General features: G+C 25.7%; 14 protein-coding genes, 2 tRNA genes and 1 other RNA gene. 5 read left to right on the top strand and 12 right to left on the bottom strand.

Annotation, left to right across the window (positions count from 1 at the left end; genetic code table 11):
- Position 1: 1 nt before the first annotated feature.
- Positions 2-589, bottom strand: coding sequence for a glycerol-3-phosphate 1-O-acyltransferase PlsY (gene plsY, locus ERUM_RS00080; protein ID WP_011154698.1), 588 nt, complete (start codon positions 587-589; stop codon positions 2-4).
- A gap of 107 nt (positions 590-696) precedes the next feature.
- Here plsY and nadC point away from each other — a divergent pair, with 107 nt between their 5' ends.
- Positions 697-1,530 (top strand): carboxylating nicotinate-nucleotide diphosphorylase, encoded by an 834-nt coding sequence (nadC, locus tag ERUM_RS00075; protein WP_011154697.1) that lies wholly within the window; start codon positions 697-699, stop codon positions 1,528-1,530.
- A gap of 30 nt (positions 1,531-1,560) precedes the next feature.
- Here the strand turns inward: nadC and dnaJ are convergent, their stop codons facing one another.
- The 3 genes from dnaJ to ERUM_RS00060 form a co-directional block, all read right to left on the bottom strand.
- The gene (dnaJ, locus tag ERUM_RS00070; RefSeq protein ID WP_011154696.1) at positions 1,561-2,709 is read right to left on the bottom strand and encodes a molecular chaperone DnaJ; all 1,149 of its coding nucleotides are present in this window, start codon (positions 2,707-2,709) and stop codon (positions 1,561-1,563) included.
- Between the two features lie 64 nt (positions 2,710-2,773).
- Positions 2,774-4,882 carry a glycine--tRNA ligase subunit beta gene (glyS, locus tag ERUM_RS00065; protein WP_011154695.1) on the bottom strand — a complete coding sequence of 703 codons (2,109 nt, stop codon included), beginning with the start codon at positions 4,880-4,882 and terminating at the stop codon, positions 2,774-2,776.
- 14 nt (positions 4,883-4,896) lie between these two features.
- Complete coding sequence (locus ERUM_RS00060) at positions 4,897-5,739, bottom strand: glycine--tRNA ligase subunit alpha (protein WP_011154694.1); 843 nt, start codon at positions 5,737-5,739, stop codon at positions 4,897-4,899.
- A 260-nt stretch (positions 5,740-5,999) separates the two neighbouring features.
- On the opposite strand from ERUM_RS00060, the gene ERUM_RS00055 reads away from it, so the two are divergent.
- Both ERUM_RS00055 and ERUM_RS00050 read left to right on the top strand, forming a co-directional pair.
- Positions 6,000-6,074: transfer RNA gene (locus tag ERUM_RS00055), tRNA-Gln, on the top strand.
- A gap of 142 nt (positions 6,075-6,216) precedes the next feature.
- Positions 6,217-6,681: a hypothetical protein gene (locus tag ERUM_RS00050; protein ID WP_231837221.1), complete on the top strand. Its 465-nt coding sequence runs from the start codon at positions 6,217-6,219 to the stop codon at positions 6,679-6,681.
- A gap of 884 nt (positions 6,682-7,565) precedes the next feature.
- On the opposite strand, the gene ERUM_RS00045 is transcribed toward ERUM_RS00050, so the two are convergent.
- The gene (locus ERUM_RS00045; RefSeq protein WP_011154692.1) at positions 7,566-8,738 is read right to left on the bottom strand and encodes an FAD-dependent monooxygenase; all 1,173 of its coding nucleotides are present in this window, start codon (positions 8,736-8,738) and stop codon (positions 7,566-7,568) included.
- 54 nt (positions 8,739-8,792) lie between these two features.
- Positions 8,793-8,869, bottom strand: a tRNA-Arg gene (locus tag ERUM_RS00040).
- A 649-nt stretch (positions 8,870-9,518) separates the two neighbouring features.
- Between ERUM_RS00040 and metK the strand changes: the two genes are divergently transcribed.
- Positions 9,519-10,724, top strand: a complete 1,206-nt coding sequence (gene metK / locus ERUM_RS00035) for a methionine adenosyltransferase (RefSeq protein ID WP_011154691.1) — start codon at positions 9,519-9,521, stop codon at positions 10,722-10,724.
- Positions 10,725-12,456: 1,732 nt separating this feature from the next.
- Here metK and ERUM_RS00030 read toward each other — a convergent pair.
- The 5 genes from ERUM_RS00030 to ERUM_RS00015 all read right to left on the bottom strand — a co-directional run bounded on the left by ERUM_RS00030 (position 12,457) and on the right by ERUM_RS00015 (position 16,896).
- Positions 12,457-13,470, bottom strand: a complete 1,014-nt coding sequence (locus ERUM_RS00030) for an aspartate-semialdehyde dehydrogenase (RefSeq protein WP_011154690.1) — start codon at positions 13,468-13,470, stop codon at positions 12,457-12,459.
- A 6-nt stretch (positions 13,471-13,476) separates the two neighbouring features.
- The gene (locus ERUM_RS00025; protein WP_011154689.1) at positions 13,477-13,782 is read right to left on the bottom strand and encodes a YbaB/EbfC family nucleoid-associated protein; all 306 of its coding nucleotides are present in this window, start codon (positions 13,780-13,782) and stop codon (positions 13,477-13,479) included.
- Positions 13,783-13,792: 10 nt separating this feature from the next.
- Positions 13,793-15,256, bottom strand: coding sequence for a DNA polymerase III subunit gamma/tau (gene dnaX / locus ERUM_RS00020; RefSeq protein WP_011154688.1), 1,464 nt, complete (start codon positions 15,254-15,256; stop codon positions 13,793-13,795).
- Between the two features lie 16 nt (positions 15,257-15,272).
- Positions 15,273-15,367: signal recognition particle sRNA small type (gene ffs / locus ERUM_RS04825), an RNA gene on the bottom strand.
- A 713-nt stretch (positions 15,368-16,080) separates the two neighbouring features.
- Positions 16,081-16,896: a pyrroline-5-carboxylate reductase family protein gene (locus ERUM_RS00015; protein WP_011154687.1), complete on the bottom strand. Its 816-nt coding sequence runs from the start codon at positions 16,894-16,896 to the stop codon at positions 16,081-16,083.
- 123 nt (positions 16,897-17,019) lie between these two features.
- Between ERUM_RS00015 and elbB the strand changes: the two genes are divergently transcribed.
- Positions 17,020-17,682 carry an isoprenoid biosynthesis glyoxalase ElbB gene (elbB, locus tag ERUM_RS00010; protein WP_011154686.1) on the top strand — a complete coding sequence of 221 codons (663 nt, stop codon included), beginning with the start codon at positions 17,020-17,022 and terminating at the stop codon, positions 17,680-17,682.
- A 1,620-nt stretch (positions 17,683-19,302) separates the two neighbouring features.
- Here the strand turns inward: elbB and gap are convergent.
- Positions 19,303-20,310 carry a type I glyceraldehyde-3-phosphate dehydrogenase gene (gap, locus tag ERUM_RS00005; RefSeq protein ID WP_011154685.1) on the bottom strand — a complete coding sequence of 336 codons (1,008 nt, stop codon included), beginning with the start codon at positions 20,308-20,310 and terminating at the stop codon, positions 19,303-19,305.
- Positions 20,311-20,398: the final 88 nt, after the last annotated feature.

Below are 20,398 nucleotides of genomic sequence, written 5' to 3'. Positions count from 1 at the left end.
ATCATAGCTTTAAATTTATTTTATTTTCACTTTTGTTTAACATTCGTATAATGTTATCAGTATGCTGTGTTATTATTAGTAATGCTGTGATTGTAAAGATGACAGATTGTACTATTGTATAACAAGTGCAAATAAATAATAATGCAATCAGAGTTGATACAATGGATGATAAAGATGCATACTTACATAGTAAAAAACAAATAATCCAAAAAGTTAAGAAACATACAGCAACTCTGTAATCAATAAATATAAGAGATCCCAATAAAGGTGCTACACCTTTTCCTCCTTTAAAAAACAAATATACTGGAAACATATGTCCTATAATGGCAAACAAAGCAGCTAAGAAGAGAATTGTGTTATCAATATTATATTTCTGTGCTATAGCAACACATATAAAACTTTTTAATGCATCTAACAACAATGTTAATAAAGCTAACTTTTTATTTTTTCTAAAAACGTTTGTTGCTCCTATGTTACCAGAACCTGTTTTTCTGATATCACCTATGCCTATAACATAAGATAATATAAAACCAAATGGTATTGATCCTATTAAATAACACAATATAAAAATTACTACCTGAAAATCCATATTATTTCATCTAAATAAATTTACACTTGAATAATAAATGATATAAGATTTTTATATTACTTCAACATCCGTTATAATATTTTACAGTATGTAAAAAAGTATCAAATATGAATGGTTTATTCTCAGAAATTATACACAATGCTTTAAAAGAAGATCTAGGTAAAATTGGTGATATAACAACCAATAATACACTAACTAATGAACAAGTTGATTTCACTATTAGTGCAAGAGAAGATCTAGTGGTGTGTGGAATGCCAATATTGGAAGAGATATTTGGTATGAATAAAGGTTCTATTTGTTATGAAATACACAGAAGTGATGGGGAATTTATAGGAGAAAATAGTATATTAGTTAGTGGTAAAGGACTAGCAAAGTGCCTATTGCCAATTGAAAGAGTAATGCTGAATCTCATTCAGCATGCTTCTGGTATAGCATCTATTACTAAGCAATTTGTCGATGAGATAACTGGAACAAAAGCAAAAATTCGTAGTACCAGAAAGACTACTCCGGGATTGAGAATACTAGACAAATACTCAGTACACATAGGGGGTGGGGAAAATTATAGAAATAGTCTATATGATGGTATCCTTATAAAGGATAATCATATAGCTAGTTGTGGTAGCATAACTTTAGCTATACAACGGATTAAGGAAAATTTAAAAGATGAGTACATTGCTGTTGAATGTGATAATATTTCTCAAGTTGAGGAGTCGTTACTTAATAATGTAAATATGATTCTACTAGATAATATGAGTATAACAGAAATAGAACAAGCAGTATCTATAGTGAATGGAAAATCAATCTTAGAAGCTTCTGGTTGTATAGATATAAGAAATGTGAGGAGTATTGCAATGACAGGTGTGGACTACATTTCTATTGGATGCATAACCCATTCATTTAAAAACAAAGACATAGGCCTAGATATTGTGCATAATGTTTAATACACTTAGTTTTCATTATTATAAAAACTTCTAGCTTGATCTAATATCATTCCAGAAACTCTTTACTTTTTGAAAAAAACCTGTAGATTGCGGGTTACATTCCACAGTATTGGGTTCCTCATCAAACTTTTTAAGAAGTTCTTTTTGTTGTTTTGTTAAGTTTATAGGAGTTTCTACCGTTATTTGGATATACATATCTCCTCTTCTTGAGGAATTAATAACTGGCATTCCTTTTTCTTTTAGTCTCAATTTATCCCCATTTTGTGATCCTTCAGGAACCTTAACTTTTGTCCATGTTCCATCTATAGAAGGCATTTCTATATGTCCTCCTAACGTAGCAAGAATCATCTTTATTGGAACATTACAATAAAGATCTGCTCCATTACGTGTGAAAAACTTGTGTTTTTTTATGTTAGGGTATACATACAAGTCACCACTTTGTGCTCCTCTATATCCTGCTTCTCCCTTGCCATTTAATCTAATTTTGTCGCCACTCTCTATTCCCTTTGGAACTGTAACTAATAAATTAACTTCATCTCTTACGCGACCACTTCCACTACATTTCTTACACTTATTCTTAATTATCTCTCCTTCTCCGTTACATACATGACAAGTCCTTTCTATTGTAAAGAAACCCTGTTGTGTCCTAATGTTACCAGCACCATGACATGTATTACATTGCACAGATTTTACAGATCCTTCACTTCCTGATCCACTGCAGCTAGAACACTTAACATGTGTAACGTAATTTATAGGAACTTTTGTACCGTTAAAAGAATCCTCCAATGTTATTTCTATATCAAGTCTTAGATCTGATCCTACAGTACCACCATCTTGTCTTTTAGATGAACTTCTTCCTCCCCTAAATCCTCCTCCAAAAAGATCATTAAATATATCAGAAAAATCTGTAGAAAATCCACTATTAAAATCAAATCCTCCTCTTCCACTTCCATCACTAAATGCACTGTGTCCATATCTATCATATGCTGCTCTTTTATCCTTATCTATCAGTACATCATAAGCTTCTGATAATTCTTTAAATTTTTCTTCTGCAGCTTTATCACCTGGATTTTTATCAGGATGATACTTAAGTGCCATTTTTCTGTATGCTTTTTTTATTTCTTCAGGTGTTGCATTTTTACTTAAACCTAATAGATCGTAATAGTCACTTTTGCTCATGCTAATTCATTGATTAATGAGTATAGGTAAAGTATTTATATATGATTTCATAAAAATTCAAGACTTACTTATGTGTATTTTTAATCTTATTAAAATCTGTTACTAAATTGAAAATATAAAATGTAGTTTTAATAAGAGAAAGCCTATTTTTATATAACGCTTTATTTGTTACATCGTTTACTTTTATATTATCCATAAAATTGTTAACATAACAACTCAGATTATACAGGTTGTCTAATGACTCGTTAAATTTTTTATTTTTTAATAGCTTTTTTATGTTGCCCTTTTGGTATATAGTTTCTTTACATAAATTAATTTCTTCATTTGTTGAAAATAACTTTTTATTGCATTTTATTATGCTATTAATAACATTGTCTTTACTTATTATATTATGTAACCTTTTATAAGCTTTAATTATTTCCTTACCATTTTCAGTATCTATGTAACTATTAAGAACTATAGCTTCTTTTTTTATCATTAAAAGATTATTAAATTTCTTATCGTTATCAAGTACTGCTCTAATAACATCTTCTCTTATACCATAATCTTTGAGCATTATTTTAAATCTGTTTGAACAAAACTCTAATACATAGGAAACAATACTCTTTTTTTTATTTGTTCTTGATATAACATCTTTTATCTTTCTTATCGTTTTTCCTTCTACTAATCTATTAGAATATAAAGATACAGACTTCTCTATTAATAGCCTTATTGGTATATTTATATTATTTTCTATAATTACTCTAATTATTGATATTGCCATTCTTCTCATAGAAAAAGGATCTCGAGAACCAGTAACTTGTTCTCCTGCAACTACCATTCCAACTAATGTATCTAATTTATCTGATATAGACAAAGTTATTGCAATTGGAGAGGATGGAGTTTTCTTACTTGAATTAGTTGGTTCATAATAACTTACTATAGATTCTGATATTTCAGGTATTTCACCAAAATGAGAAGCATAATAACCTCCCATAATTCCTTGTAACTCAGGAAATTCTTTTACAGCTAATGTTGCTAAATCAAATTTTGATAATTCTGCTGCTCTTTCAACCTTTATTAGTGATGAATGTGGTATCCACATAGAAATATATTTTGATAAAGCAACAATACGATTTACTTTTTCAAAAATAGATCCAAGTTTTGCATGAAATACTATATGTTTTAATTTTTCAATATAGTAATCTATGCTATATTCTTTATCCTTTTTTATTAAGAAACTTGCATCTACTAATCTAGCATTTAAAACATTGTTATGGCCTTGCAATATACTGTCATTTGATATACTAGATATTGTAATAAAGTTTGTTATTTTATCACTTGTAAAAACTGCTAAATATTTTTGGTAATTGTGCATTACACTTAATATAAGTTCTTTTGGTAATTCAGAAAATTGTTTATCAACATGTCCCATTATAACTAATGGATATTCTAAAATTCCGTTAAGTTCATTGATTAATTTTATATTGTTTTCACACACTAAATTATTAGCTTCAGTTAGGTTACGTATCTGATTGAATATAAAATTTAATCTTTCTTCTTGACATAAAATTACATTACTATTTTGTAATTGTGATACATATGAGTCAAAATTTTTAACTTCAAAAAACTCTTTATGTGTATATTTATTACCACGTGATTTATTATTTGCTTCTATATCAGCAAATTTTACCGGTAATACTTTCCCATCTAATATACACAATAAATTCAATATTGGACGTATCCAATATGTTTTACCATTTCCCCATCTCATTTTTTTGTTCCAAGGGAAATTATGTAACATATTTTCTATTATTGATGAAAGTACAGTCTCTATAAGAGTTTCATTTTTATTACTTATATCAGCGTAATAAAAATCATCATTACCAACTTTACAAATTATAAGATCATTGAAATTTTTACCTACTTTTTTTAAAAATCCATCTACTGCACTTTTATCTGATGACACTCTTGGTCCTTTTACTCTTTGTGCATTTTTTAAAGAATTGTTTATTATATCGCTTACGCATACTGATATTCTGTTTGATGTAACAAAAACCTTTACTGAACTGAAGCTAATATTATTCTTATTGAGTTCCTTTTTTATGTAGCTATCTACATAAAAATAAGCACTACTTTGCATTTCAGCAGGTACTTCTTCTGATAGGCATTCAAATAACAATTCTAAAGGCATGTTGTTCCACTTACTTAATGACACTGAGTATATAAGCTACAACATAAATTTGCAAGTTTACGCACACGTAATATGTATGCTGCACGCTCATTAACTCCAATTACTCCACGTGATTCAAGTAGATTAAGAATATGACTTGCTTTTGTACAAAAATCATATGCTGCCAGTGGGAATTTTTTTTCTATTAAAGAAATGCATATTTGTTCAGTTTCATTAAACTGTTTAAAAAGGGTATCTACATCATAGTAATCTAGAGATAATTTTGAAAACTCATATTCACGTTGTTTAAATATATCTCCGTATGTTGTTCCAGAATCATCCCATGTTATCTTATAGACATTATCAATATTTTGAACAATCATTGCTATTCTTTCTAAACCATAAGCGATTTCTCCAGGTACTAAAGAACATTCAATACCTCCTACTTGTTGCATATATGTGAATTGAGTTATTTCCATTCCATTACATGTAACTTCCCATCCTAATCCCCAAGCACCAATGCTTGGATTTTCCCAATCATCCTCTATGAACTTAATATCATGAGTTTCTATAGATATTCCTATTTTTTCTAGACTTTTTAGATAATCTGATTGTAGATCTGTATTAGAAGGTTTAATTAGTACTTGATATTGGTGATGCTGATATAAACGGTTAGGATTATCACCATATCTCCCATCACATGGTCTTATTACAGGTTGAACATATGCTAATTTTGATGGTTTTTTTGAAATAGCTGTCATTGAAGTTGCTGGATGTAAAGTTGCTGCACCTAATTCAGAAGTATACGGCTGAAATATTGTACACCCATAATCTTCCCAATAACTTTGTAAGTTTTTTATTATACTCTGAAAATTCACAAATAATATATAACCAGTTCTAGCATAGTCCTATTATAGGGGAATAAATTAAAGTTATACAAGGTTTATTTTTTTTGTATTATTAATTTTTTATCATACTTTATGAAAATTTTGATTAATTAATTTAGAAAATGGATTTTTATTTGTTGATATAAATGTTTTGAAATTTTCTTGCATTTTTACTCTATCAGTATAATCTTTATTAATCATAGAGTAAGGTTTAATAATTACTATAGTAGTATTCTTTGTAATAGAATAGATGGGATGTAGCCAAGTGGTAAGGCAGCGGTTTTTGATACCGTCATTCGAAGGTTCGAATCCTTCCATCCCAGCCATTTTGTATATTTATATAGTAGCCTTATGTTTTTTTACAGATTCATGTTATTTTCCTTTATTCTCAGGAATATAAAAAGTATTTTTACTAAGTTAGTTTATTTAGCAATATTTTCTTATTGTGTTTCTTTTATATTTATTACCATGAAAGATGGTATTTCTGTAGCTTTTTCGTACAAAAACCCTAAGGATATTGTTGTTTATGCATACACATATTTGAAGTGGTGTTATTATAATTATAATTCACTAACTTATTCAACATTTTTTAAAATGGGTGTGTCATTGATTGTTCCTTTTTTGTTGTATTTAAAAATTTCTAAAATAAACTGGAAAAAATTCTTTCGCTCTCTATATGAGTACATATGTTCTTTGTTTAAAAGAAATGGAAGTAATATTAATATTGGCGTAAAACTTGGTAACGATAATCTTGTTAATGATGGTAGATCTATACGCAATAACTATCGTAATGAAATGTATAATATAAAAAAGAAAGCAATGATCAATATTGAAGGATCTATTGATAGGATGATTTCTGAAATCTTATGCTTAAAAAATAAAAAAGCTGAAGAAGAATCTGATAAGAAAAATGATATAATTAATGGTAGATAGCTTATATCTTTTTATTACCATAACATGTTTTTATAATTTTTGGAACTTGAAGATATTAGTTTATACTATAAATAAAAGTAGATAAATTTAAGGAAGCAGAAATTTTGTATTTCTGTTTGTGTTTTGTAATTATGTTTTTTTTATTTATGAAATAGATGTTAAGTATATATATATTTATATTGTATGTGGTATATCAAAAGTATGTGTAAGTAAGTTACATAAGTTAATTAACCTATTTTAAGGAAGTCCATAATTATATTCAGTAAAATATTATGTATCTTACATAATTTAAACTTACTAATTTCAATTATTATATTTAAATATAACTTATATTGTTGGGTTTTATTATAGTTAAAAACTTTTCATAGGATGTTATGAATGAAATTTTATAATAACTTATTATAGGGAACATATTAGTATATAAAAATCATATAAAATAAAAGATAGTAGATTTATAAAAAAATCTATTGTCTTATATAATCAAGTTAGTATCAAACTTATAATTATTGGTACGTTTTTGAAATCTTATAAGTAATGTATTAAAAAATTAATATAAGATAGATAGTGATTAGTTTAGCTTTTCTATTCCTATAACATGTTTAATCATCATGTTTTTTATAGTTTTTGAATTTTGAGTTAGTGATAATCCATCAAGTCTTTTTGAAATTTTATATATAAAATCTTATAAGTAATGTATTAAAAAAATTAATATAAGATAGATAGTGATTAGTTTAGTTTTTCTATTCCTATAACATGTTTGATCATCATGTTTTTTATAGTTTTTGAACTTTGTACTAGTGATAATCCATCAAGTCTTTTTGAAATTTTATGTATAAAATCTTATAAGTAATGCATTAAAAAAATTAATATAAGATAGATAGTGATTAGTTTAGTTTTCCTATTCCCATAGCATGTTTGATCATCATGTTTTTTATAGTTTTTGAACTTTGTACTAGTGATAATCCAGCAAATCTTATAGATTTTGTTATACAGTTTTTTGTTGAAAATATGCCATTAATACATGTTGTAAATAATGCCATAGAAAAATTATCAAAATATCTATCATAAGAAAAGTTTTTTAAAACATAATTACTTCCTATATCTATACCGTATTGTTTTGCTGATTTTATGTTGCTTACTAATTTATCTATATCTCTTATACCTAGATTTAATCCCTGACCTGCTATAGGATGTATAGCATGGGCAGCATCACCTATTAATGCAACTCTGTTCTTATATAAATGCTTAGTAAAAACTAAATGTAAAGGAAAGCACATTATGTTACTATCTAGTTTTATGTTACCTAAGTAAGGTTTACACTTTTTTTCTAACTCTAACATGAAATCATTTTTACTTAATTTCATAAGCATATTACTTATATATGTTTTATTAGTCCAAACTATAGAAGATTTATATTGACCATACATAGGAAGTATTGCAAATGGTCCTCCAGGAAAAAAGTGTTCAACAGCTATATTGTTATGGTTGTTTGTATGTGTTACGTTACAAACAATACAACTTTGAGAGTAATCATAGCTAATGTATGGTATATTAAGTATCTTTTTAAGATTTGAGTGCTTACCTTCGGCACATATTAAAAGAGGAGTTGATAATTTTGTGTTATTTATTAATTCTATATTTACTAAGTCATAAGTGATATCTAATGATTTGTATGTACATTGAGAATATAAATCTATTTTTTTTAGATGTTTTTTTAAAGCTTTACATAAAAATTCAGTTTCTACTGTATAGCCCATTGGATTATCAGATACCTGATTATGTCCAAAATGAGCAAATGTTGAACTGTTTCCATCTTTAATCAAAATATCTAATATAGGACAAAATTTTTTTATATTATCCCATATATTGAATTTATCTAATATTTCCTGAGATTTTTTTGATAAAGCAAATACTCTGTCATTTGGTATTGATAATAGAATTTCATTTTTATCTATTAATGCTACGGAAAGAGAAAGTTGATGTAACGCTATCGATGTAATTATCCCATTAATTCCTGCACCTAAAATAACTACATCATAATATTTACTGTGATTCATGGAGGTACTGTAATGTATAAAAATATTAAAAAAATAGGTACCTATCTTAGGTTATGGTGTGTCCGAAGGGATTCGAACCCCTGACCAACAACTTAGAAGGCTGATGCTCTATCCAGCTGAGCTACGGACACAATACGTTAGTATGATGGTACTTTAATTGACATATTTGTCAAGTTTGTAAGTTTATTGTGTTGGTATTGATTTTAATGTATTTATGTAATGTAAATACTTAGTGTAAATAGATTAGTTAATATTCTAGTTAATATTCTAATTAAATAATCTAGAGATAAATATATAATTAATGATAATACATTTATTAGTTAGCAATAATTGCATATTTCAACATTATGTAGAATTACTAATCATAACTCAATAAAGTTGAATATAGACACTAATAATGGATAATCCTGATATTTTCTTAATATAATTTACATGTTAAATATATTTATGTACTTTAATTAGCTGATTTAATTATATTGATAATATTTTTATTATTTAGTGATATTTTTATATGTAAAATTACTATAAGAATAATCATTATGTCGTATCTAACAGAATTATGATAAATATAGTTTAATATAATAATGAAAAAAGTCAGTGTATTTATTGTATTAATGTTAATTTTATAATAACTATATGTTTTTATTTATGTAGGATAACTGATATAATGAAATATTTATATCTTTTATAGTAAGTTTGATATTATTAAGTGATTGATTATATATTGTTTATTAATTTCATATTTGGTACTATAAAAGTCTTTAGGTTTATGTTTTTAACATGTTTTATTATAAAAACTGTCCATCTAGTTACATTATAACTAGTGAGTCTGTTTCTAGTGGGCATCCTGATAAAATTGCTGATCAAATATCTGATGCAATACTAGATTATTATATATCGTTAAATCCGTTTGTACATACTGCTATTGAAACTTTAGTTACAAAAAATAAGGTTTTTATTGCTGGTGAAATTTGTGGAGTTAATGTTGATAATTCTATTATTCAATCTATAGCTAGGAGTGTTATAAAGGAAATAGGTTATGAGCAAGATGGTTTTCATTGGGAGAATGTTGATATTGAAATATTAATACATGAACAATCTCCTGACATAATTGTTGGAGTTAATTCTGGTGAAAATCAAGGTGCTGGTGATCAAGGTATAGTTTATGGATATGCTATAAATGAGACAGAAACTCTTATGCCTGCTTCAATTTTTTATTCTCATCTGATTTTAAGAAATATTATGGATGCAGTAAAAAGTTGTGAAATACCAAAGCTTGGACCAGATGCCAAAACACAAATTACGTTAGTATATGAAAATAATATACCAGTTAAAGTATCTAATGTTATACTTTCTATACAGCATCCTGAATATATTACTCAAAATCAAATTAGGGAAATTGTATATCCTTATGTCAGTAAATCCTTACCTAAGGGATGGATGTGTTCTGATAGTAATTTTTTAGTTAATACAACAGGGAGATTTGTAATAGGTGGTCCAGTAGGAGATTGTGGTTTAACAGGTCGTAAGATTATGATAGATACTTATGGTGGACATGTACCTCATGGTGGAGGGGCATTTTCTGGAAAAGATCCAAGTAAAGTAGATAGATCTGCTGCTTATATGGCTCGTTATTTAGCTAAAAACATAGTTTCTGCTAAGTTAGCTACTAAATGTTTAGTGCAAATATCATATGCTATTGGAATTTCATCTCCTACTTCTTTTTATGTGAATACTTTTGGTACAGGTGTAATTGATGATAATGAGATTCAGAAATTTATAATGGATAACATAGATTTATCTCCCTATGGAATATGTAAGCATTTATTATTATTTAATCCTATTTATAAGATTACATCTTCTTATGGGCATTTTGGTAGAGTTCCTAGTTTAAATGGAAGTTTTTCATGGGAAAAAGAAGATCTTGCTTTGCAAATAAATCGCAAATTTCATTTTAATAAAAATATATCTCATGCTTATATATAGCTTATTTTTTGTAAGTATATAATTATTGGTATTGTTATTATTTTAGAGTTAGCTTTCTTTATATAGAAAAAGGTAAAATGCTGTATTTTAAATGTTGGTTGTCTTACAAACTATATTTAAAGTAGTTTTGTAATAGATATTATATGTGTTGACCTTATTTTCTAATATAGAATTTTTGAAATAGTTTATCAGATTAATTATCTGTAAATAGCAAATAATATAGTTTTTAAATATTTTAAAATTGTGGTTTTCTTTTATTAAAAAACAGTATGGGTTATTTGTATAATATTTATTAATGTTGTTTTCAAAATTGGATCTTATAATAATAGATATTACGATTGTTAATTAACTATTAAATATGTAGTTATTAGTTAAGGTAGTCAATAGCTTTATATCAACATCTTAAAGATTAATTGCAATGTGCTGTTTTGATGCTTTTATTGTATGTATGTAAATAATTTGTAATTTTTTTATACTATATAAGTATTGTATGAGTGATAAATTTGTAAATGTATAATACATTATATTATTATTTTGATAATATAGTATTTATTATATGGTATAAACATACTTATAAAGTTTACAAATTTTATGTAATGCAGCATATTGTGTTGATTGTAAATTTATAAATATTTAATTATGGATTTATTTTTAATTTTATTGTCCTTAAGGTAATATCAAAATTTAAGTTTTGTATTTATTAGTGTTTTTATCGTACTTTTGTTGGAGTGATACTAAATTGTTAATATACATTGTATTGACCTAATATATTTATAATAAAGGTTGTATTATATTGAAAGAAAATAATTTTAGTTAAATAATACTAGGTGAATCTGGTAAATATTATAGTAGCATAATACAGATTGCTAAATTAGGTACTTAAGTAAGGTAAAAGATAATAAATGATCTGAAAAATATATTGAATAAAAGATAAATAGTTACCGAAAAAAAAAGTTTTATTAAACTTATGTTATTTAATACTGATACAGGAAATGAGAACAATTATTTATGTATAGTAGAATGAATTTTAATTAATAAAAAATTATTAAAATAAACCGTGTTATTTAAAAAAAGTTTTATTTAAATAATATTGCATTAAGTTTATTTATACAGATATTACATTACTGTAACTTTATCAATTTTTATGAGATTTGAATTATATTTATAATAATATAAATGTAATTATTTATTAGTTAGGTTTTTTGATTTTGATCTTATAGTGAATAAAAGTACTAATGATGTATGTGATAGATTTTTTTTATAAAAATTTACTTATATGGAAGTTATTTGTTACTACAATTGTAATTAAATTATAATTATTGGCCATTGATATAATATATATTTTTTAAAGTATAGTATTATCACTACACATTTTGTTTTTAGTATATTGAATATAGTAATTGTAAAAATAAGAATACTTATTTTTGTTGCTAGTATACGATAACTTTATATTAATAAAATATTATTTAACAATATAGGGAATTGAATGTTATGTTTCATGTGAAACATTTTTCTTAAAACACTTAAATAAAAACATTTTATTATATAATTATATTGTTTGCAGAAATAATAATACTTTATAACTCAATTAATAATAAATATGACTTAACAGTGTATAATATATTTATCTTTTTGTGTAACTTAATTATACAAAGTGCTGCTATATTAGTAAAAATTAGTTGGATATGTTATTATTTATTTTTTATTTATTAAAAATAATATATATACATAGTTAAATATAATCTCTAACTAATAATTCAGCTATTTGTACAGCATTTAATGCAGCGCCTTTCCTTAGATTATCACTAACTAACCACATATTTAATCCATACTTAATTGTATTATCTTTTCTTAGTCTTGAGACATAAACTTCATTTTCATGTACACAATCTAAAGGTGTTGCATATCCCGCATCTTCTCTTCTATCTAGTACTAGTACTCCTGGTGCATTTTCTAACGCTTCGTAAGCTTGTTCTTCAGAGATATCAGATAAAAATTCAACATTTAGTGATTCAGAGTGAGATACAAAAACTGGTACTCTGACACAAGTTGCAGTTACTTCTATATTTTTATCTAATATTTTTTTCGTTTCTACAGACATTTTCCATTCTTCTTTTGTTGAACCATCTTCCATAAACGTATCTATATGTGGTATACAATTAAAAGCAATCCTTTTTGTGAATTTTTTAGGAGTAATATTTTGGTTTATGAATGTACCTTTAGTTTGTAAAAAAAGCTCATCCATAGCAGATTTTCCTGCACCAGAAACTGATTGATATGTTGATACAACTACTCTCTTTATTTTTGATATGTTATGTAATGGTTTTAAAACCAAGAGCATTTGTATTGTTGAACAATTTGGATTAGCAATGATATTATGTTTGTTATAGTTTGCTATATCTTCTGGATTAATTTCTGGTATTACTAATGGAATATCTTTTTCCATACGAAAAAAAGAAGTATTATCTATGACTATACACCCTTTATTTGCAGCTATTTTTGCATATTGTTGAGATATTGAAGATCCAGCTGAGAAAATTGCTATATCTGTTCCATAAAAATCATAACTTCCTAAGTCTTGAGCTTCTAATATAGTGTCTCCATAGCTTAGTTTCTTTCCTACAGATTTTTTTGACGCTAATGCTACAACATTACTGTTCGAGAATACTTTACTATCTGATAAAACATTAAGAATAACTCTCCCTACATTTCCTGTAGCACCTACTACTGCTATTTTATAACTCATAATTTTTTACATACCAAAAGATAGTAGAGAACTGACAAAATTTTTGTTATGCTCAGATGACTTTTTTAAAGCATCATTAAATGCTGCTTTTATTAGATCTTCTATGAATATAGACTTTTCTTGTAACAATGATGGATCTAATTTTACTTCTAAAACTTGATAATTTACCATATTGGATATACTTATCTTTACTAATACTTTTCCACCAAGTGATGAACCTTCGAAAATTTGAGTTTTATTATGTTCTTGAAAATCAGAAAACTTCTTTTTTATAAAATCTTGTAAGTTAGATAATTGATCACTAGAATACATGGTGTTCTCCTTATTGTTGTTCTTTTTTTATAGTTTCTATGTTTATAACTTTTGCTCCATCAAACTCTTGTAGTATATCAGAAATAGTAGAATTAAGCTGTGAATTATAACATGGGTCATTGTTTTTTTTAATACATATATTCCATTTTTTACTAGTTAAATTACTTAAGAAATTTAACAGTTCTTTTTGTGAATTATTAGGAAGCATTGTATTTAATATTATATTTGATGTACAATCATTATTGTATGTAATTTCTAAAAGGGATTTAGATAGTTGATTATATAAATCTTCCATATTATTAGTTTTTAATAATGCGAGTAGCATTTTACGATTAATTTCTAAACCATTCTCATTAGCTTTTACATTATTTTGAAGTTTTTCTATTATTTGTTTTGGTGATGGTAAATCTGATAAATAACATAACCTTATAATTAACATATTAGCAGCTTGCTTGACACATGCTGATGATTTAACTTCTTGTATTCCTTTTGAAAGAATTTGCCATAATCTTGACAAGAAGATAGGAGATTGAATTTTATTATTTTGTGTACTTGTTATGATATCACTGTCAGGTAAAAAGTCATTTTTTTTCGTAATAGAAAAGTAACATATCTCATAAATCATCTGTAGAATATTGTCTAGTACAATTACAGGAGAATACATATTACAGACTTCTTCAAATTTATTTAAAGCTTCTGTAATATTACCATTTGTTATCGATTCTATTATTTTTAGCAACACATGCCTATTAACATAACCTAACATTTTTTTTGTACTTTCTTCTGAAAGATTTTTATTACTATATATTGCAGATTGTTCTAATAAGGATAATGCATTACGCATAGAACCATCAGAATTGTATGCTATTAATTTTATACTTTCTTCATCAAATAAAATGTTTTCTTCTTTTGCTATTATTCTTAAATGATTCACTATACTTTCTGTAGGTATTCTCTGTAAATCAAATCTTTGACATCTTGATATTATAGTTACAGGTATTTTTTTTACTTCTGTAGTTGCTAAGATAAATTTTACATAAGGTGCTGGTTCTTCTAACACTTTTAATAGTGCATTAAATGCACTATTAGATAGCATATGTACTTCATCTATTATATATACTTTAAATTTTGAAGTAATAGGTACATAGTGAGAATTTTCTAATATAATTTTTACATCTTCTATACTAGTGTTACTTGCTGCATCTATTTCTATTACATCTGGATGATTAAAATTTTTTATAGAAATACAGTTATTACATGTATTACATGGATTAGATGTTGGTCCTGAAATACAATTTAAACACATTGATATTATTCTTGCAGCAGTAGTCTTGCCTATCCCGCTACTTCCAGTTAAAAGTATAGACTGTGGTACTTTATTTAAATGAAATGCATTACGCAGTATACGTACCAAGACATCTTGTCCTATGAGGTCATTAAAGCTGCTTGGTCTATATTTTAATGCAAAACTCATGTTGCAATAAGAAAACAAAAAATGGGCAACATAACCCAAAGAAACAATGCTACGGCTGCTTTATTTCTAACCTGACCGGCTTCACAAGTGCTTTGCTCATGTTACCCATGCTATTATAGTTTAACTTAAAGAAATATCAAATAAAAATTGATGGAATAATCTTTTTTTTTTTTATTTTTCTCTTAATTAGAAAAATACCATATTTTATACTATAATATTAGTTTATTCTTCCTGTTATTATCTAAATTTTTTCAGTAGCTTTTTATGATAAGTTTATTGTATTTGATAAACGTAAGTTTAGTATTTGCAATGCTGCTTGTGTTATTTTATATTACTGCTCCTATAAAATAACTTTCTTTTTAAAAAACTACGTTATTAGTAATGTTGTTTTGCTATTTTTATTTGTGTATTCTTCATTATTATTATCTTAGTCTTTTAGATATGTTAAATTTTTTCAGTAGCTTTTTATGATGAATTTATCGTGTTTGATAAACGTAAGTTTAGTATTTACAATGCTGCTTGTGTTATTTTATATTACTGCTCCTATAAAATAACTTTCTTTTTAAAAAACTACGTTATTAGTAATGTTGTTTTGCTATTTTTATTTGTGTATTCTTCATTGTTATTATCTTAGTCTTTTAGATATGTTAAATTTTTCAGTAGCTTTTTAATGATGAATTTATCGTGTTTGATAGGTATAGGTTTAAAATATACAATATTGCTTTGATTCCTGTGTTATTCCATATTGCTAATAAAATAGCCATTTTATTTCTTTTGTAAAAATACTATAGTTGATGTTATTTAGCTATTTTTATGTACTTTAATTATGTATTTTTCTTGTTATCATCTGAATTTTTAAGATGTACTAGCCTTTCCGTGGCAGATTTTAATGATAAACTCATTATATTTGGTAAATGTGAGTTTAAAATTTCCAATGCTGCCTGTGTTATTCCACCACGACTTGTTATTGATGATATAAGATTACTAATACTATCTTTTCTTGTTTCTAAAAGTTTAGCACTTCCTATAAATGTTTGAGAAATGAGTGTTATTGCATCTTCTTCTCTTATACCTGCTTTCATTGTATTTTTTACTAGTTCTTCAGCTAAAGAAAAGAAATATGCTGGTCCAGAACCTGTTATAGGAGATAGTTTATCAAATACATCTTCTTTTTGTAACCAGTAAAGCAATCCTGTGCCATTAAATACTGTATGTACTTTTTGTTTTTCTTGGTCTATTTCTTCTTCCATATAGGCAAGGTTAACGCTTTCACCTAGTGACATAGCAATATTAGGCATTACACGAATTATAGTTGTAGAATCTAAATGTTTTTTTAAAAATTCTATATCAATACCGGCACATAGTGATATAAAAGATGCGGACTTATTATAAGCTTTATAATCTGGTATAGCATTGGCAACCTGTTGAGGTTTTATAGCTATAACTACAATTTGAGGCATAAAGCTTTTATTTATTTCCTTATGATCTCTTACAAATGTAATTTTATTTATGGTATTAAAAATATTTTTTTTTGATAAACTTGGTTGTACCACTACTATATCTGATATTTGATCATTTAGTGACCACTTGTTTAACAGTATACTTCCTAAATTACCACATCCTATTAACAGTATGTTCATTGTTTTATATGCTACAACATTATATAAAGTGTACATGAGTATATAATGATTAAATAAGTTTGTGAAACATAGATTAATTAGTATACAATACTGCAAATTGAATTTTGAAATTTGGAGAATTTTATGGTGTTAAATTCTGCTATAATTTTGGCTGGATGTGGTCATATGGATGGTTCAGAAATTAGAGAAGCTGTGTTAGTTATGCTTGAACTTGATAGACATAATGTAAAATTTAAATGTTTTGCTCCAAATAATGATCAAAAGTATGTTATGGATCATTATAATAAAAAAACTACGGGGGAAATTAGGAATATTTTGGTAGAATCTGCTAGAATAGCTAGAGGTTCTATATATGATATAGAAGAAATAAATCATGAAGAATTTGATATGTTAGTGATTCCTGGTGGTTATGGTGTAGCAAAAAACTTTTCTAATTTATTTGATGGTGATGAATATAATGATTCTATATTACCCAAATTTAAAAATGCTGTTTTAAAATTTTTTAATTCTAATAAACCTATAGGAGCAGTTTGTATATCACCTGCAGTATTAGTTGCATCATTAAAAGATGTTGCAAAAATCAAGGTAACTATAGGTGAGGATTCTGATAACTTAATAGATAAGTTAGGAGGAATTCATATTGATTGTCCAACCATAAAATCTGTACGGGATGAGACTAATAAAATATTCTCCTGTTCTGCATACATGAGAAATGATAGTATTTATAATGTATATTTAGGAATACAAGATATGATATCATCTATGGTAAATTCATTAAAGAACTAGTATGGTTATTTATATTTATCCATTTTATAACTTAATTTATCAGTGATACTGTTTTGTGAAGAAAGTACTATTGTTTTTGATAATCATGTTTAAAAATTAATTTGTGATGATTTATCTAGTAAAAATAATTGGCTTTTAGTAGGTACTTTATAGTATAGGTGTTTGTGTTATTAGAAATAATATCTTTGTGGATTTTTAATATAATAACTTACCACTGTTGTATTATGGTATTCTATAAAATTATAAGTATGTTTGTTGGGTATTGTAGTTAATTATATAGCAAATGTTATGTAATATATTTTTATAGATAGATTTTATGTATAATATATATGGTTCATAATTAGTTTGATGTTAATACTATATTCTTAGTTTTTTGGTGGATATAACACATAGTATCATAAATTATAATAATTTTATAAAAAAACTAGTACTTTATTTAGTTATTAATTTATTTTCTATATATTTATTTTTAAGGATATATAACAATTATACCATTAAAAATTCTATTATTTGGTATTTTTTAAGATATGATATCCTTATATATGTTTTCGATATTAACTTAATTTTGGTCATAGTACTCTGTAAAAGTAATAAATTGATATTTCCTACTTAGGTATAATGAGTGTATTACATAAAAATGTATATAATACATATATTTTTCTCTGTCTTTTATGTATAAGAAATATTTCACAATTAATTATATGTTATTGCGCATTAATATTTAAGTATTGGTAAGAATGAAAGTAAATCTGTACTGAGTTTTACTGTAGAAATGTGAATTTTTCTAATAAACAAATGAGTATTTTTACGTATAAATATGGTTAATTATTGATAATTTGTGTTTTTTATTGGAATTACATTATATATAAATTTCGTAATTTTTACTCTTGTGATGATTATTTTAGTATACATATTAATGTTATGTCAGTTGTTATAATGTAGTTTATAAACTTGTTTTATGTGAACATGATTATAAATAAGATAAATTTTCTATAAACAATAATGTATAAAGTCTTATTAGTAGTTATTACAATACTATAAATAGTGTTTTTCTTATAATTTTTTTATTGTTTTAATTTTGATATAGATAAATTTTTGAATATTATTGTAGTATATTTTTTTATATATTTTATGCATTGTTATTAGGTGTTACTTTTCTGTTAATTATTTGTTTTTTGTAAATCTTTATTTAATAAGTTTTATATTATTTTGTGTTTAGATTATATGTTAGTTATGTAGAAGTTACATCTAATATGAAAATTGTAAGTTATAGGTTGTATAATAGATATTTATGAATAACAATTATTATTAAAAATAAATAAAGTATATATTAGTGGTTTATTGTTCTTAATTTAGTATTTTGAAACTGTTGTATAGGGTTATATATAAATCATTGTAAAAATGTTTAATCATTATTAGTAAATGATAAGAATTAATAACAATAGTTGTAAAGTTTTATTTCTTTATATAATTTTTTATTAAATAGTTAAAATTGTTAATACTATTCATTTTATAATATAAAATACATTTTATAAGTATAGGTAAATTCAACTAAAGTAATTAACATACCAATATATAAGTTTAGTATTATAGTAACTTTGTGTTTGAATAATTTATTTTTTAATTAATATGCTGTGATAATAAGCACACTATATCCAGCATTCTCATAGCAAATGCCCATTCATTATCGTACCATGCAGCTATTCTGCATAGATTATTATCTGTGACGTATGTTTCTTCAGCATCTACTATTGCGCTATATATGCTATGACAAAAGTCTATAGAAACTAGTTTTTTATCTGTTATGTTAATTACTTGTGAGTTTTGTGATAATTCTTTTATTATGTTGTTTATCTCAGTGGAATTAGTTGATTTTATTGAGTTAAAAACTAAGTCTATCATGGAAACATTTGGTGTTGGTACGCGTATTGCTGTTCCATTGAGTTTTCCTTTTAATTCTGGTATTATTGAGTTGATAGTTTTTGTAGCGCCTGTTGTTGTTGGTATCATAGACATAGCAGATGCTCTTGCTCTTCTTAAGTCTTTATGATTGTTGTCAACTAGATTTTGATCGTTTGTGTATGAGTGTATAGTTGTTATAAATCCATTTTTTATTCCTATGGTATCATTCATAATTTTTAGTATAGGTGCTATACAGTTTGTTGTACATGATCCAGCAGAAATTACTTGATGTTCCTTTTTGAGTATTTCATTGTTTACACCATATACAATTGTTACGTCAGGGTCCTCCATAGGAGCTGAGACCACAACTTTTTTTACTTTTGAGTTAATATGTCCTTTTGCTAAAGGCTTCTTATTGAACTTCCCTGTACATTCTAATACTATATCAACGTTATGTTTTTCCCATGGAATATTATTAGGCTCTTTTTCTATAGATAATGGAATTTCTTTATTATTTATAGCGATGTAATCTTTTCCATAAGTTACATCATGTGGAAATTTTCCATGAACTGAATCATATTGAATAAGATGTGCATGTATTTCTGGTGATGTTGATCCATTTAATGCAGATAATTCTAAAGAATCTTTGTATATAGAATTGTTTTCATATATGCATCTTATTAAACACCTTCCTATACGTCCTAATCCATTTATTCCTATTTTCATAATTTTTCCATTATTATAGCAAATTAAGTATCGTTTAATTAATTAATGTATTATATTTTTTAGATATATCAAAAAAATATTAAAATAC

Origin of the sequence: Ehrlichia ruminantium str. Welgevonden, assembly GCF_000026005.1 — a bacterium.
Taxonomy (GTDB): Bacteria; Pseudomonadota; Alphaproteobacteria; order Rickettsiales; family Anaplasmataceae; genus Ehrlichia; species Ehrlichia ruminantium.
Note: the sequence above shows the minus strand (reverse complement) of the source record. Positions and strands in the feature narration are given on the sequence as shown.

Excerpts from the sequence above, each read along its gene's own strand:
- plsY (WP_011154698.1), bottom strand. The coding sequence starts at position 589 with ATGGATTTTCAGGTAGTAATTTTTATATTGTGTTATTTAATAGGATCA.
- nadC (WP_011154697.1), top strand. The coding sequence starts at position 697 with ATGAATGGTTTATTCTCAGAAATTATACACAATGCTTTAAAAGAAGAT.
- dnaJ (WP_011154696.1), bottom strand. The coding sequence starts at position 2,709 with ATGAGCAAAAGTGACTATTACGATCTATTAGGTTTAAGTAAAAATGCA.
- glyS (WP_011154695.1), bottom strand. The coding sequence starts at position 4,882 with ATGCCTTTAGAATTGTTATTTGAATGCCTATCAGAAGAAGTACCTGCT.
- ERUM_RS00050 (WP_231837221.1), top strand. The coding sequence starts at position 6,217 with ATGAAAGATGGTATTTCTGTAGCTTTTTCGTACAAAAACCCTAAGGAT.
- ERUM_RS00045 (WP_011154692.1), bottom strand. The coding sequence starts at position 8,738 with ATGAATCACAGTAAATATTATGATGTAGTTATTTTAGGTGCAGGAATT.
- metK (WP_011154691.1), top strand. The coding sequence starts at position 9,519 with ATGTTTTATTATAAAAACTGTCCATCTAGTTACATTATAACTAGTGAG.
- ERUM_RS00030 (WP_011154690.1), bottom strand. The coding sequence starts at position 13,470 with ATGAGTTATAAAATAGCAGTAGTAGGTGCTACAGGAAATGTAGGGAGA.
- ERUM_RS00025 (WP_011154689.1), bottom strand. The coding sequence starts at position 13,782 with ATGTATTCTAGTGATCAATTATCTAACTTACAAGATTTTATAAAAAAG.
- dnaX (WP_011154688.1), bottom strand. The coding sequence starts at position 15,256 with ATGAGTTTTGCATTAAAATATAGACCAAGCAGCTTTAATGACCTCATA.
- ERUM_RS00015 (WP_011154687.1), bottom strand. The coding sequence starts at position 16,896 with ATGAACATACTGTTAATAGGATGTGGTAATTTAGGAAGTATACTGTTA.
- elbB (WP_011154686.1), top strand. The coding sequence starts at position 17,020 with ATGGTGTTAAATTCTGCTATAATTTTGGCTGGATGTGGTCATATGGAT.
- gap (WP_011154685.1), bottom strand. The coding sequence starts at position 20,310 with ATGAAAATAGGAATAAATGGATTAGGACGTATAGGAAGGTGTTTAATA.